Origin of the sequence: Microbacterium sp. NPDC058062 (assembly GCF_042885375.1) — a bacterium.
GTDB classification, from domain to species: Bacteria; Actinomycetota; Actinomycetes; order Actinomycetales; family Microbacteriaceae; genus Microbacterium; species Microbacterium trichothecenolyticum_C.
The window spans coordinates 156370-170421 of sequence record NZ_JBHVSC010000001.1 but is presented as its reverse complement, the minus strand read 5'-3'; the positions used below and the strand labels follow the sequence as shown (position 1 = coordinate 170421).

The window sequence follows — 14052 nt, the reverse complement described above, 5'->3', positions numbered from 1 at the left end:
GGATCGAACCACGCTCCCGGGCACGCCGACAAGGGTCCGCGGATGAGGAAACTCTCAGCAATCGCTCCGACCGGCAGCGGTGCTCAGCTCCGGGCGGCTGCCACCGCTTCCGCAACGATCCCCGGATCGGTCACGTCGTGCCCGTCCGTGCCGCCGCCGGGTCCCGCGGGCGCGCCGAGGCCGGCGCGGCGGCGCGCCGAGAGGTGCACGGCGCCCACGCCGGCGTGGACGAGGTGGCGGATGTCGGCCGGCGCCACTCCCCCACCTGCCGTCACTTCGAGGTCCGGCCCGGCGAGGCGTGCGTACGCCTCGAGGCGGTCGATCCCCTGGATGCTGCGTTCCGCGCCCCCCGACGTCAGCACCCGGCCGACGCCCTCGGCCAGGAGCGTCTCGAACACCTCGGCACTGCGCGGCGACGCGTCGATCGCACGGTGGAACACGAGCGTCGCCGGGCCCGCGGCATCCGTCCACCGGCGAAGCGCCTCGCGGTCGGCGCGGCCGTCGCGCTCGAGCACGCCGACCACGACGCCGCCCACCCCCCGCGCGACGCAGGCGCGGATGTCGGCCGTGACGACCGCGACCTCCTCGGCGTCGTACACGAAGCCGCCGCCCCGGGGACGCACCAGTACGTTCACCTTCTCGGCGCCGACCGCGTCGCACACGGCCTCGATCGACCCGATCGACGGCGTGAGACCGCCGACGACGAGCGCCTGGCAGAGTTCGAGCCGATCGGCACCCGCCTCGATCGCCGCACGGGCGCCCGCGGCGTCCTGCACGGCGATCTCGACGGCTGCGCGCATCACAGCTCGACCCGGAGCGCGATCGCCGGCTCGGCGCGGAAGGCATCGGGGACCGTCGCGTGCGAGCGGCCATCGGGCGTGCGCTCGAGCGCCGCCTCGGAGCCGTCCGCCCAGCGTGCAGGCCGTCCGGCGAGCTCCTCAGGAAGATCGAACCCGCCCGCGGCGGGATCGAGCGCGATCACGTTCACCACGCCCTCCGCGGCGGTGTAGGCGCGCGGCGCACCGGTCTCCTCGTACGCGCGCACCCACGGACGCGTGGCGTAGATCGCGTCGCCGTCGCGGCGGAGCCACGCGCCGAGCTCCCGCATGGCACGTTCCTGCAGCTCGGGGATCGATCCGTCGGCGCGCGGGCCGACGTTGATCAGGAGGTTGCCGTTCTTGCTCACGACGTCGGCGAGGAGGCGGATGAGGGCGGCGCCCGACAGCGAGTGACTCGCATCCTCCGCCTGGTTGTAGCCGAAGGAGTACCCGAGGCCGCGCGTCGACTCCCAGGGCTCGGCGACGATGTCGGCGACATGGGTGTACTCGCGGGTGAGGAAGCCGTGCCGAGGCACGCCCCAGCGGTCGTTCACGGCGCCGTCCGGCACGGCCGCGAGGTACCGGCGCAGCAGCGCGGCGACCGCGTAGTCCTGCCGCCCCTTGCCGCCGTCCGGCCACTCGATGTCGTTCCAGAGCAGGTCGGGGCGGAAGCGATCGACGAGCTCGTCGAGCTGGGCGGCCGCGTACCGCGAGAACCACTCGTCAGCCCGGCGGAAGCGGAAGAGGTCGGTGTCGGACTCGATCGGCGGGTAGTCGCTCACGTGCCAGTCCAGCGCACCCGAGAAGTAGACGCCGAAGCGCGTGCCGGCGCGACGCGTCGCGTCGTGGAGCTCGGCGATCAGGTCGCGGCGCGGGCCGCGGCGGGCCGCGCTGAACGACGTCGTCGCGGTGTCCCACAGGCAGAAGCCGTCGTGATGCTTCGTCGTGGGGACGACGTACCGCGCGCCCGCGTCGACGAGCGCGCCGACGAAGGCGTCGGCGTCGAACCCGCCCGGATTCCACTGGTCCGCGAGGTCCTCGTAGCTCGTGCCGGTGCCGTACAGCTCCTGGTGGCGCCGCCACGTCGGGCTGCCCGCGATGCGCACCGTGTTGGCGTACCACTCGGCGTACTGGTGGTGGGCATAGGCGTCCTCGGTGGGCACTCCCCCGGGAGGGTGGGCCGGCGCCCATGCAGGCACGGAGTACAGGCCCCAGTGTACGAAGAACCCGAGCTTCGCGTCGCGGTACCACTCGGGGACCGGAGTATCGGGGTATTCGGGCGCCGCGTCGCCGAGATCGGGTCCGGTGCGGGTCTCGAAGTTCATGCACGTGCCTCCGTGCCGCGGCGTCGGGTGACCAGTGCCGCAAGATCCGGCTCGTCGTCGGTCGTGGCGAACGGGTAGGTGCCGGGGCGCAGCCGGGAGTGACCGAGGCGCAGCAGATCCTGGTCGACACCCCCGGGTGTGAGCGCGAGCGTCCATCCCGCGGCGAGGTCGTAGAGCTCGGGCTCGAGATAGCCGATCTTCACGATCACGATGTCCGCCGTCTCGGGGTCGAGTCCGAGCATCCGGAAATCGTCGAGGTGGTGGAAGGGCTTGCGCCGCTCCGTCACGATCGCGTGCACGGCGCCGCGGCGCACCACGACCTGCGTGCCCGCGACCGGGTCGCCGCCGGTGATCGAGACGATCTCGCCGGTGACCTCGACGGGCCCGCGCGGACCGGGATCGACACGCCCGCCCACGTGCACCGTGACCGTGGCGCCGATCCCCGCCGCCTCGGCCGCGCGCACCGCCTCCGGATCGAAGACGGATGCCGCGAGCACCGTGCGCGACGCATCCTGGAGGTCGGCCCGCTCGAGCAGGCGTCCGAGGGTCCACGAGACGTCTCCGGCGCCGCCCGCCGTCGGGTTGTCGCCGGAATCCGAGATCACGTAGGGCCTCGGCGCGTCGTCCGCCAGAGCCAGATCGAGCGCCTCATCGAGGCTCGCGGTCGGACCCGCGAAGACGAAGTCCGCGCGCGCGTCCCAATACCGCTGTCCGAGTCGCTCGGCTTCCCGCGCGATCACCGCCGGGTCGTCGCCGGTCACGATGACCGTGGCGTGGCAGCGGGGCTCGTCGGCCCACGCATACCCCACCCACACGGCGGCGTCGACGACGCCCTCGAGCTCCTCGACATCCGGGATGGTGCTGTACAGCCCCTTGGCGGGCTCGAGCCGCGTGCTCGTCTTCTCGCCGGGCAGCAGCACCGGAACGCGCACCCACGCCTTGTGGGGGCGTCGCGCATCCGGGTCGGCCCCCGAAGCCGCGCGCAGCCGCTCGAGCAGATTGTGCACCGCGCGCTGCTTGGTGTTCATCCAGTCCTCGTGCGGCGCCATCCGGTAGCACGTGATGAGGTCGACGGCGTCGAAGAGCGCGTCCGACACGTTGCCGTGCAGATCCATCGATGCCGACACGAGGGTGTCGGGACCGAGCGCCTCGCGCACGGCGGCCGCGAGGTCGCCCTCGGCGTCGTCCATGCCCACGACGCTCATCGCTCCGTGGATGTCGAAGAAGAACGCGTCGAACGGGCCCTCCGCGCGGATCCCCTCGACGATCGCCTGCTTCATGCGCGCGTACGTCTCCGGGTCGACGGCCCCACCGGGCAGGGAGCGCCCGTGGGTGAGCGGAACCCAGGCCGCAGCATCCCGCAGCTCCTCCCCCTCGGCGAGGAAGGGATAGTACGCGAGCAGCTCGACGCCGGTGCGGATCGTGAACGCCTCGTCGCCCGAGATGTGCGGGGAGAACGTGCTGGACTCGATCGAGATGCCGCCGATGCCGATGCGCGGGCGCGCGAGCCCCGACGGGTGGAGCGGGCCCAGCGGGCCCTTCCAGATCTGGTCGTGGTCAGGACGCGACGTCACGGAGGAGCTCACCTTCTGCGAACGGTTCGGAGGGGATGGACCGATCGGATGCCGCCACCAGCGCCGCGGCGCCGAGCACGACCGCGTCGCCGCGCAGCGTGCCGGGGACGATGCGCAAGGGGGCGCCGGACACCGGCGGATCGGTCAGGAGGGTGGCCTCGACGGCAGGAGCGAGCAGGTCCCATGCGGAAACCACCCCGCCCCCGACCACCGCGAGCGGTACGTCGACGAGGGTCGCGGCGGAGATGCACGCGAGGGCGACCGCCCGGCCGGCGTCATCGAACACGGCCTTCGCCGCCGGGTCGCCGATTCGCGCCCGATCGGCCACGACCCGCGCCGACACGACGCCATCGCCGGTCGCCGCCTCATAGCGGCGCGCGATCGAGGTGCCCGAGGCCAGGGTCTCGAGGTGACCGGTGCGGCCACAGGTGCAGACGAGATCGCCGTAGCCCGGCGTGTGGCCGATCTCGCCGGCGGCTCCGTAGGGACCGTGGCGGAGTCTGCCGTCGAGCACGAGCGCTCCGCCGACGCCGGTGCCGAGCATCACGCCGAGCACGTCGGCGCCCCGCCCGGAGCCCCATGCGGTCTCGCCGAGGAGGAAGGCGTTGACGTCGTTCTCGACGCGCACCTCGATCTCGAGCCTGTCACCGAGCCGCTCGCCGAGCGGGAATCCCGCCCAGTCGACGAACATGTCCGACGCGGCGCGGATCGCACCGCTGCGCGGGTCGACGACCCCCGCCGCGCCGACGCCGACCGCATCGGGACGCACGCCTGCGTCGTCGACGAGCTCCTCGACCAGGAGCGCCGCCGTCTCGGCCATCGCGGCGCCACCGGTGCGGGCCGGGGTGTCGCGCGTCGCGCGCGCCAGCACCGTGCCATCCGCGGCGACGAGGGCGCCGGCGGTCTTCGTGCCCCCGATGTCGATGCCGGCGACGACGGCGGGGGCCCCTGCGCACCCGCTCATCGGCCGCCCAGCCCGGCCATCGCAATGCCCTTCACCAGGTGCTTCTGCAGGACGATCACGAGGATCGTGGTGGGGATCATCGAGATGATCGCGGCCGCCATCTGCAGGTCCCAGCGTGTGCCGGTGAGGCCCGAGAAGCTGGCGAGGCCCACGGGGAGCGTGCCCAGTGTCGCGTAGTCGACCGTCACGATGAGCGGCCAGAGGTAGCTGTTCCAGAACGACAGGAACGTGAACACCGCCAGCACCGCCACCGCCGACTTGGACAGCGGAAGGATGATCTGGAGGAACGTGCGCACCGGACCCGACCCGTCGACCCGGGCAGCCTCTTCGAGCTCGAACGGGATGCCGCGGAAGAACTGACGCATGAGGAAGGTGCCGAACGCCGTGAAGGCGAACGGGAAGATGAGCGCCTGATAGGTGTTGACCCATCCGAACCACTGCATCACCTGGAACATCGGGATGACGAGGACCTCTGCCGGCACCATCAGGGTGGCCAGGAACAGCACGAAGACCGCGTCGCGGCCTTTCCAGCGCAGGCGCCCGAACGCGTAGCCCGCCGTCGTCGAGACGATGAGCACCACCAGGGTGCCGGCGACGGCCACGAACAGCGAGTTGCCGATGTAGGTGAGGAACGGCCCGTAGGCGAACACCTCCGCGAAGTTCCCCCACTTGATCTGCGAGCCGACCAGCGTGGGCGGCATCGAGAACATTTCCTCGTTGGGCTTGAGCGCCGAGAAGAAGGCGTAGACGAGGGGCGCGACGAAGATGAGCGCCGCGAGGTAGATGCAGATGTGCGCGAGGACCAGGCGGATGCGCTCACCCGGGGTACGCGCGGCAGTGCGACGGCGCGCCGGGGGCTCCTCGACGAACTCGTCGTCCGACGTCATCAGCAGCGTCTGCTCGATCGCCGACGCTTCCTTGTCGGTCTCGGTCTCGGTGTCAGTGCTCATAGTGCACCCACTTCCGCTGCGCGGCGAACTGCATGCCTGTGATGAGGATGATGATCGCGAAGAGGATCCACGCCGCTGCTGCCGCGAGTCCCAGGTCGCCGAAGGTGAAGCCCTGCTCCCAGATGAACATCACGAGCGGCTTCGTCGCGTTGCCCGGGCCACCGCCGGTGAGCAGCTGCGGCTGCGCGAACACCTGGAGTGCGGTGATCATCGTCATGATCGTCGCGAAGAAGATCGACGGAGAGATCATCGGGATCATGACGCTCCAGACGAGGCGGAAGCCCCGGGCGCCGTCGATGCTGGCCGCCTCGAGCACGCTCTCGGGCAGTTGTTCGAGCGCCGCGGAGAAGATCAGCATGTTGTAGCCGAGTCCCTGCCACACGCTCATGGCGACCACCATGATCATCGCCCACGAGGGATCGGCGAGGAAGTTCGGCAGCGTGACACCGAACCAGCTCTGTGCCAGGCCGTTGAACAGACCCTGCGGCTGCAGCATCATCTTCCACACCAGGACGTTGGCCACCATGGGCACGACGACCGGGATGAAGAAGAGCACGCGGAGGGCGCCACGGCCGCGGATGCGCGGCCCGAGCCCGATCGCGAGCGCGAGAGAGAGGGCGATGCTGAGCGGCACGTACAGCAGCGTGTACACCGCGGAGTTGCGCAGCGCCGGCCAGAAGTCGGGGCTGCTGGTGAACAGCTTTGCGTAGTTCTCGACGCCGTTGAAGGTGCGGTCGCCGAACGTCGGCCAGTCGTAGACGCTCATCACGATCGAGAGCCCGACGGGCACGATCGTGAACAGGGCGAGCCCCACCAGGGCCGGGCTTGCAAAGCCCAGCGCCTGGCGGGCCTCGGCCCTGGCGAGCGACCCGCGACGTGTCGTCGTCGTGGTCGTCATTGCTCTGCTCTCTTGCTCACGTGCGAGGGTTCGAGGACGAACCCGGTCAGTTGCCGAACTGCGCCTGGGCGCTCTCCAGCAGGTCCGACATCTCCATCTGGCCGTTGTAGACGCTGACGAGGTTCGGCTGGATGTAGCTGTCGAGCTTCTCCCAGTTCTTCGTCATGTACAGCGGGACGGTGGTGGCGAACGCCGACTCGAAGACCGTCTGGACCTGCTCGCGGTACTCCTCGTCGATCGAGTCGAAGTACAGCGGCTGCGACTCGGTGCGCGCCGGGTACGAGCGGCCCGACGAGGCGATGTAGTCCTGCGCGTCCTTGCCGAGCAGCGACCCCATGACCTTGAGCGCGGCCTCGGGGTTGTCGCAGGTCTTCGAGATGCCGTAGCCCGAGCCGAGGATCGGTCCGGAGTTGCCGTGGTCGCCCGCCGGGAGCGGCGCCATGCCGGCGGCGAAGCCCGACTCGTTGTTGAGGTAGCTGACCGCGTTCCACGTGCCGTCGACCGCCATGGCGGCGTTGCCGCCGGTGTACTGGTTCTCGCCCCAGCCGGTGTCCGACGCCGAGGCGACCGGCGCCGCGACGCCGAGGTCGGTGACGAGACCCGAGTACCACGACGCCGCGTCGACGAAGTCGGGGTCGTCGATGTGGAGCGTGCCGTCCTCGGAGGCCGGCTGCTTGCCCGAAAGCGCGATGGGCATCGACATCCACTGGTAGCCGCCCATGCCCATGCCGAAGCCGTACTTGCCGTCGGCCGTCGCCGTCGTCGCGATGTCTTCGAAGTCGTCGAAGGTCCACTCGATCTCGGGCGTGGCCGCACCGGTCGCGGTCAGCATGTCCTGGTTGTAGTAGACGAGCATCGTCGCGACGTCGAAGGGAACGCCGTACAGGCCGCCCTCGAAGCTCAGGATGCCCTCGGCGCCCGGGTTGAAGTCGGCGAAGTCGAGACCCGCGGTCTCGAGGTCTTCCGCCGTCAGCTCGCGGAATCCGTCGGTGAACCCGCCGAGCTGCGCGCCGCTCATACCCGTGACGCACGCCATGTTCCCGCTGGCCATGTTGGTGGTGAGCTTCGTGAAGAAGTCGTTCCACGGCGCGGTCTGGAGCTTGATCGTCACATCGGGGTTCTCCTCCTGCGCGATCGCGACCTGCTTCTCCAGCGCCGTGGTGTCGGCCTCACTGCCCGCCCACATGTCGACGACGATCGTGGGCTTGCCGTCCGTGGAGCTGTCTCCGCCCGAACCGCTCGCGCACCCCGTCAGGACCACCGCTACGCCGGTGGCTGCGGCCACCGCGCCGACGCGCAACTTCTTCATCGAATGCCTCCTATGGCAGCCAGTTCTCACAAGGTTATTTCGATACTCGAACCAACCTTGTACTCTTGTGTCGCAAGTCACCCTCGCAGGTTTCGATCGGTGACGCAACCCGAACATCGGATGTTTATCGACGTGTGATACTTCGTCACATCTCGGAAACACGCCCAGACCACCACCCGCGAGAGGGACCATGACGCCCGACACCGACCGCTCTTCCGTCGATGAGGACCTGTCCCGGCGGATCATCGATCTGATCGCGCGGGGGCAGGCCAGCTCGCGCAGCGAGCTCGCCGCGGCTCTCGGCCTCGCGCCGTCGACCGTCAGCCTGAGGGTGCAGTCGCTGATCGACGCCAGGCTCGTGACCGAGCGGGGCGACGGCACGTCACGCGGCGGCAGACGCCCGCGGCTGCTGGGCATCGACGAGGGTTCGGGGATCGTGCTCACGGTCGACCTGGGAGGCGGGCACGCCCGTATCGGCGCGCACTCGCTCAGCGGCGAGCTGCGCGAGACGCGTTCGATCCCGGTCGTCCTCGCGGACGGCCCCGAGGCGACCCTCGACGCCGTGTGCGTGGTCTTCGACGAGCTCGCGCGCGACACCACGATCCACGCGATCGGCATCAGCCTTCCCGGCCCGGTCGACATCGACCGCGGCACGGTCACCCAGCCGTCGCGCATGCCCGGGTGGCCCGGCTTCCGCGTCCCCGATCACGTGCGGCGCCGCTACGGCGTCCCGGTCGCCGTCGACAACGACGCGAACCTCGCCGCGCTCGGCGAGCACCGCGCCCAGTTCGGCGCGAACGGCCACAGCATCACCGTGAAGGCCGGCACCGCCATCGGCAGCGGCATCATCGTGGACGGCCACATCCACCGTGGGGCAACGGGTGCGGCAGGCGACATCACGCACACGCGCATCGACGGCAGCGGCGACATCCCGTGCTCCTGCGGCAACACCGGCTGCCTCGAGACCGTGGCCAGTGGCGCGAGCCTCGTGCGGCAGATGCGCGAGCGCGGGCGGACGGATGTCGAGACCACCGCCGACGTGCTGGCGCTGGCGCGCGACGCGGAGCCGGAGGCGACGATGATCGTCCGCACGGCGGGGACGCACCTCGGTCAGGCGCTGTCGGGCGTCGTGAACTTCTTCAATCCGCACGCGGTGTTCCTCACGGGCAGCATGAGTGCGTCGGAGCCGTTCATCGCCGCGGTGCGCAGCCGGGTGTACGAGGCATGCCACCCACTGGCCACCCAGCAGCTGCGGATCGAAGCCGCGCAGACGCGCGCGGACGCCATCCTCCACGGCGCTGCGCGGTGGGCGCTCGACAACCTCGAGCTGCCCACCGCCTGAGCGGTCAGTCCTCGGTGAGCGTGAGTTCGATCACGGGAACCAGCACGTCCGGTCGGGCGACCGGAAGGTGCACGGTGAGCGTCCCCTCCGCCTCACCCGCCGGCGTCATGTTGACCGCCTTCTGACCCGGGTCGGCCGCCGACGTGCGGAGCCAGGAGCCGTCGTTCAGGAATCGCGCGTAGGAGACCTTGCCGGCGAGCCCGGGGAGGTGCACGAAGCCGAGCGGCCACGACAGCAGGTGCAGGTAGAGCTTGTGACCGCGTCGGGTGTACACGCCCTCCCGCGGCGGCGCGAAGCCGGCGTGACCGGCGCCGACGATCGCACCCCGATGCAGCCGCATCCATTCTCCGATCTCCGACAGGGTGCGCTCGTCACGCGGGGCGATCGCACCGCGCCCGTCGGGGCCGATGTTGAGCAGCATGTTGCCGTCCATCGACACCGAGTCCGCGAGCATCTGGACGAGCAGCGTCGCCGGCTTCTGCTCGGTGTTGTCGCGGTGGTAGCCCCACGACCCGTTCATGGTCTGGCAGGCCTCCCACACCTGCGGCACGCCGTCGACCATCAGCGGCGCGGTGGGCTGGTACTGCTCGGGCGTGACGAAGTCCCCCGGGATGCCGAGCCGGTCGTTGACGAGCATCTCGGGCTGCAGCTCGCGGCACATCGCCAGGAGCGCTTCGGCACCCCAGTCCCCCGGCCCCTTGCCGGCGAGCCCGTCCATCGATTCGGGGTAGGTGAAGTCGAAGAACAGGTAGTCGATCTGTCCGTAGTCGGTCAGCAGCTCGCGCACCTGGGCGTGCAGGAACTCACGATACCGCGCCATGTCGCGACCCTCGTTGAGGGCAGCGATGTCCTCGTCGGCCCGTCGAGGGTGGTTCCAGTCGACCGTGAAGTCGGGGTGATGCCAGTCGATCAGCGAGTGGTAGAGGCCCACCCGGACCCCCTCGGCGCGCAGCGCGTCGACGTACTCCCGCACGAGGTCCCGGCCGCACGCCGCGACCGCGTTGAAGTCGCTGACCGCGGTCTTCCACAGCGCGAAGCCGTCGTGGTGCTTCGTGGTGAGCACGACGTAGCCCATTCCCGTCTGCTTGGCGCGCCGGGCCAGTGCCCGCGCATCGAACAGGTCGGGGTCGAAGTTCTCGAAGTACGGGAGGTAGTCCTCGTCGGTCAGGAACTCGTAGTTCTGCACCCACTCGTGCCGTGCTGCACCGCTGTACAGGCCGAAGTGCACGAACATCCCGAATCGCGCCTCGTCGAACCACTGCTGTCGCATTCTCGCCCCACTCGCCTTCCGTCTGTGCGTGGTCCCATCCTGACACAAACATCCGATGTCTACGCACACTCCCCTTACGTTGGGGCGGGAACGCCGAGAGCCCGGCCCCTCTCGGGACCGGGCTCTCGGTGACGATCGCGCGTGGCGCGGTCAGCGGGTCAGGATCAGCGCGCGGCCGAGCCCTCGACGTAGTCCGCGTCCTGCTGCTTCCACGCGAAGAGCGAGCGCAGGTCCTTGCCGACCGACTCGATCGGGTGCGCGGCGGCCTTCTCGCGCAGCGCGAGGAACTCGACGGCGCCGTTGTCCTGGTCGTCGATGAAGCGCTTGGCGAACGCGCCCGACTGGATGTCGGCGAGCACGGCCTGCATGTTCTCCTTGACGTGCGGGTCGATGACGCGCGGGCCCGAGACGTAGTCGCCGTACTCGGCGGTGTCGGAGACCGACCAGCGCTGCTTGGCGATGCCGCCCTCCCACATGAGGTCGACGATGAGCTTGAGCTCGTGGAGCACCTCGAAGTAGGCGATCTGCGGCTGGTAGCCCGCCTCGGTCAGGGTCTCGAAGCCGTACTGGACGAGCTGCGACACGCCGCCGCAGAGGACGGCCTGCTCGCCGAAGAGGTCGGTCTCGGTCTCCTCGGTGAAGGTCGTCTTGATGACGCCGGCACGCGTGCCGCCGATGGCCTTCGCGTACGACAGTGCGGTCGCCCAGGCGCCACCCGTCGCGTCGCGCTCGACGGCGATGATGTCGGGGATGCCGCGGCCCGCGACGTACTCGCGGCGCACCGTGTGGCCCGGCGCCTTCGGCGCGACGAGGATGACGTCGACGCCCTCGGGCGCCTCGATGTAGCCGAAGCGGATGTTGAAGCCGTGCGCGAACGCCAGCGTCTTGCCCGGGGTCAGCTTGTCCTTGATGCTGTCGGTGAAGATCCCGCGCTGGTGCTGGTCCGGCGCGAGGATCATGATGACGTCGGCCCACTCGGCCGCGTCGGCGACCGACTTGACCTCGAAGCCCTCGTCCTGCGCCTTCTCGATCGACTTGGAGCCGTCCTTGAGCGCGATGACGACCTCGACACCCGAGTCGCGAAGGTTCTGGGCGTGCGCGTGGCCCTGCGAGCCGTAGCCCACGATCGCCACCTTCTTGCCCTGGATGATGCTCAGGTCGGCATCGGCGTCGTAGAAGATCTCAGCCATCTTCGTGTTTCTCCTTGATTGATCGGTTCTGGAAGTAGTGGATGCCGCGCGCTCAGCCGCGCAGCACGCGCTCGGTGATGCTCTTGCCGCCGCGGCCGATGGCGACGAGGCCGGACTGCGCCAGCTCCTTGATGCCGAAGGGCTCGAGCGCGCGCAGGAACGCGTCGACCTTGCCCTTGTCGCCCGTGACCTCGACCACGAGCGCGTCCGGCGCGTAGTCCACGATCTGGCCGCGGAACAGGTTCACGACCTCGAGCACGTTCGACCGGGTCTGGTTGTCGGCGCGCACCTTCACGAGCATGTGCTCGCGCTGGACGGATGCCGCGGGGTCGAGCTCGACGATCTTGATCACGTTGATCAGCTTGTTGAGCTGCTTGGTGACCTGCTCGAGCGGGAGCTCGTCCACGTCCACGACCACGGTGATGCGCGAGAGTCCGGGGACCTCCGTGACCCCCACCGCGAGCGACTCGATGTTGAAGCCGCGCCGGGCGAACAGGCCCGCGACGCGCGTCAGCAGACCGGGCTTGTCCTCCACGAGGAGGCTCAGCACGTGACTCGTCATGTCTCAGTCCTCCTGCTCGTCGAAGGCGGGCGAGTGATCCCGCGCGTACTGGACGAAGCTGTTGCTCACGCCCTGCGGCACCATCGGCCACACCATCGCGTCGGCGCTCACCACGAAGTCGATGACCACGGGACGGTCGTTCGTCTCGAGCGCCGTCTGGATCGCGGCATCCACGTCCTCTTCCTTCTCGACGCGGATCGCGAGGCAGCCGTACGCCTCCGCCAGCTTCACGAAGTCGGGGATGCGCACCGTGCCGTGGCCGGTGTTGAGGTCGGTGTTCGAGTGGCGGCCGTCGTAGAACAGCGTCTGCCACTGGCGCACCATGCCCAGCGACGAGTTGTTGATGATCGCGACCTTGATCGGGATGTTGTTGATCGCGCAGGTCGCCAGCTCTTGATTGGTCATCTGGAAGCAGCCGTCGCCGTCGATCGCCCAGACGACGCGGTCGGGTTCGGCCACCTTCGCGCCCATCGCGGCCGGGACCGAGTAGCCCATCGTGCCCGCGCCGCCGGAGTTGAGCCAGGCGTTCGGGCGCTCGTACTTGATGAACTGCGCGGCCCACATCTGGTGCTGACCGACGCCCGCGGCGTAGACGCCCTCGGGGCCGGTGAGCTCGCCGATGCGCTGGATCACGTACTGCGGCGCCATGTGCCCGTCGGTGGGCTGCGTGTAGCCGAGCGGGAACTCGTCGCGAAGGCCGTCGAGGAACGACCACCACTCGGTGATGTCGGGCGCGGTGCCGCCACTGACGGCACGGAACGCCACGTCGAGGTCGACGAGCACGTCCTTGAGGTCGCCCACGATCGGCACGTCGGCGGTGCGGATCTTCGAGATCTCGGCGGGGTCGATGTCGACGTGCACGACCTTCGCGTTCGGCGCGAACAGCGCGGCCTTGCCGGTGACGCGATCGTCGAACCGCGCACCGAGGGCGACGATGAGGTCGGCGTCCTGCAGCGCGAGCACCGCCGGCACCGTGCCGTGCATGCCCGGCATGCCGAGGTGCTGGGTGTGCGAGTCGGGGAACGCGCCGCGCGCCATGAGCGTGGTCACGACGGGTGCGCCGGTCGTCTCGGCGAGCGAGAGGAGCTCCTCCGAGGCGCGGGCGCGCACGACTCCGCCACCGACGTAGAGCACCGGCTTCTTGGCGTCGGCGATGAGCTGAGCCGCGGCCTGGATCTGCTTGCCGTGCGCCTTCGTGACGGGCCGGTAGCCCGGGAGGTCGATGTTCGGCGGCCACACGAAGGGCGCTTCAGCCTGCTGGGCGTCCTTGGTGATGTCGACGAGCACGGGGCCGGGACGACCCGTCGACGCGATCTCGAACGCGGCCGCGATCGCACCGGGGATGTCCTCCGCACGCTTCACCAGGAAGGAGTGCTTCGTGATCGGCATCGTGATGCCGACGATGTCGGCCTCCTGGAAGGCATCCGTCCCCATGAGGGTGGAGAAGACCTGACCGGTGATGCAGACGATCGGCACGGAGTCCATGTAGGCGTCGGCGATCGCGGTGACGAGGTTCGTCGCGCCGGGGCCGGACGTCGCGATCGCGACGCCGACACGACCGGATGCGGCGGCATAGCCTTCGGCCGCGTGACCGGCGCCCTGCTCGTGCCGGACGAGGATGTGGCGCACGGACTCGTCGTCCATGAGGGGGTCGTACACGGGCATGATGGCGCCGCCCGGAAGACCGAAGACGTCGGTCACCCCGAGCAGGTCGAGAGAACGGACGACCGCTTCCGCGCCCGTGAGCACGGGCGTCGAGGCGGTGCGGGCTGGCGGCCGGGGAACGGCCGCGGCGGTGTCGGCTGACATGGTGATTTCCTCTGAAGTGGGTCGGAGGCGGATGTCGGAAG

Annotated in this window: 11 protein-coding genes and 1 pseudogene; 1 reads left to right on the top strand and 11 read right to left on the bottom strand. The window is 69.8% G+C overall.

What is annotated here, in order from left to right; genetic code table 11:
- Window positions 1–83: 83 nt before the first annotated feature.
- From ACFVSU_RS00780 to ACFVSU_RS00750, 7 genes are read right to left on the bottom strand one after another with little or no spacing between them, the layout of a single operon-like run.
- Complete coding sequence (locus ACFVSU_RS00780) at window positions 84–800, bottom strand: copper homeostasis protein CutC (protein WP_387136779.1); 717 nt, start codon at window positions 798–800, stop codon at window positions 84–86.
- Complete coding sequence (locus tag ACFVSU_RS00775; RefSeq protein WP_387136777.1) at window positions 800–2143, bottom strand: alpha-L-fucosidase; 1344 nt, start codon at window positions 2141–2143, stop codon at window positions 800–802. The genes ACFVSU_RS00780 and ACFVSU_RS00775 overlap by 1 nt, the downstream gene beginning before the upstream one ends.
- Window positions 2140–3717 carry a M81 family metallopeptidase gene (locus ACFVSU_RS00770; RefSeq protein WP_387136775.1) on the bottom strand — a complete coding sequence of 526 codons (1578 nt, stop codon included), beginning with the start codon at window positions 3715–3717 and terminating at the stop codon, window positions 2140–2142. Before ACFVSU_RS00770 ends, ACFVSU_RS00775 begins: the two co-directional genes overlap by 4 nt.
- Window positions 3701–4681 (bottom strand): ROK family protein, encoded by a 981-nt coding sequence (locus tag ACFVSU_RS00765; RefSeq protein ID WP_387136773.1) that lies wholly within the window; start codon window positions 4679–4681, stop codon window positions 3701–3703. The genes ACFVSU_RS00770 and ACFVSU_RS00765 overlap by 17 nt, the downstream gene beginning before the upstream one ends.
- On the bottom strand, window positions 4678–5631 hold the full coding sequence (locus ACFVSU_RS00760; RefSeq protein ID WP_387136770.1) for a carbohydrate ABC transporter permease: 954 nt from the start codon (window positions 5629–5631) through the stop codon (window positions 4678–4680). The genes ACFVSU_RS00765 and ACFVSU_RS00760 overlap by 4 nt, the downstream gene beginning before the upstream one ends.
- Window positions 5621–6529 carry a sugar ABC transporter permease gene (locus ACFVSU_RS00755; protein WP_310291375.1) on the bottom strand — a complete coding sequence of 303 codons (909 nt, stop codon included), beginning with the start codon at window positions 6527–6529 and terminating at the stop codon, window positions 5621–5623. The genes ACFVSU_RS00760 and ACFVSU_RS00755 overlap by 11 nt, the downstream gene beginning before the upstream one ends.
- Window positions 6530–6575: 46 nt before the next feature.
- Window positions 6576–7838 carry an ABC transporter substrate-binding protein gene (locus tag ACFVSU_RS00750; RefSeq protein ID WP_387136767.1) on the bottom strand — a complete coding sequence of 421 codons (1263 nt, stop codon included), beginning with the start codon at window positions 7836–7838 and terminating at the stop codon, window positions 6576–6578.
- Between the two features lie 190 nt (window positions 7839–8028).
- Between ACFVSU_RS00750 and ACFVSU_RS00745 the strand changes: the two genes are divergently transcribed.
- Window positions 8029–9180, top strand: a complete 1152-nt coding sequence (locus ACFVSU_RS00745; RefSeq protein ID WP_387136765.1) for an ROK family protein — start codon at window positions 8029–8031, stop codon at window positions 9178–9180.
- A 4-nt stretch (window positions 9181–9184) separates the two neighbouring features.
- Here the strand turns inward: ACFVSU_RS00745 and ACFVSU_RS00740 are convergent, their stop codons facing one another.
- From ACFVSU_RS00740 to ACFVSU_RS00725, 4 genes and pseudogenes are all read right to left on the bottom strand, one after another.
- Window positions 9185–10450 carry an alpha-L-fucosidase gene (locus ACFVSU_RS00740; RefSeq protein WP_387136763.1) on the bottom strand — a complete coding sequence of 422 codons (1266 nt, stop codon included), beginning with the start codon at window positions 10448–10450 and terminating at the stop codon, window positions 9185–9187.
- Window positions 10451–10614: 164 nt separating this feature from the next.
- Window positions 10615–11658, bottom strand: a pseudogene (gene ilvC / locus ACFVSU_RS00735) (ketol-acid reductoisomerase); the annotation flags it as partial.
- Window positions 11659–11692: 34 nt separating this feature from the next.
- Window positions 11693–12202, bottom strand: coding sequence for an acetolactate synthase small subunit (ilvN, locus tag ACFVSU_RS00730; protein WP_045297961.1), 510 nt, complete (start codon window positions 12200–12202; stop codon window positions 11693–11695).
- Between the two features lie 3 nt (window positions 12203–12205).
- The gene (locus ACFVSU_RS00725) at window positions 12206–14011 is read right to left on the bottom strand and encodes an acetolactate synthase large subunit (protein ID WP_310291385.1); all 1806 of its coding nucleotides are present in this window, start codon (window positions 14009–14011) and stop codon (window positions 12206–12208) included.
- Window positions 14012–14052: the final 41 nt, after the last annotated feature.

Coding starts and splice junctions, on each gene's coding strand:
- ACFVSU_RS00780 (WP_387136779.1), bottom strand. CDS start 800: ATGCGCGCAGCCGTCGAGATCGCCGTGCAGGACGCCGCGGGCGCCCGT.
- ACFVSU_RS00775 (WP_387136777.1), bottom strand. CDS start 2,143: ATGAACTTCGAGACCCGCACCGGACCCGATCTCGGCGACGCGGCGCCC.
- ACFVSU_RS00765 (WP_387136773.1), bottom strand. CDS start 4,681: ATGAGCGGGTGCGCAGGGGCCCCCGCCGTCGTCGCCGGCATCGACATC.
- ACFVSU_RS00760 (WP_387136770.1), bottom strand. CDS start 5,631: ATGAGCACTGACACCGAGACCGAGACCGACAAGGAAGCGTCGGCGATC.
- ACFVSU_RS00755 (WP_310291375.1), bottom strand. CDS start 6,529: ATGACGACCACGACGACGACACGTCGCGGGTCGCTCGCCAGGGCCGAG.
- ACFVSU_RS00750 (WP_387136767.1), bottom strand. CDS start 7,838: ATGAAGAAGTTGCGCGTCGGCGCGGTGGCCGCAGCCACCGGCGTAGCG.
- ACFVSU_RS00745 (WP_387136765.1), top strand. CDS start 8,029: ATGACGCCCGACACCGACCGCTCTTCCGTCGATGAGGACCTGTCCCGG.
- ACFVSU_RS00740 (WP_387136763.1), bottom strand. CDS start 10,450: ATGCGACAGCAGTGGTTCGACGAGGCGCGATTCGGGATGTTCGTGCAC.
- ilvN (WP_045297961.1), bottom strand. CDS start 12,202: ATGACGAGTCACGTGCTGAGCCTCCTCGTGGAGGACAAGCCCGGTCTG.
- ACFVSU_RS00725 (WP_310291385.1), bottom strand. CDS start 14,011: ATGTCAGCCGACACCGCCGCGGCCGTTCCCCGGCCGCCAGCCCGCACC.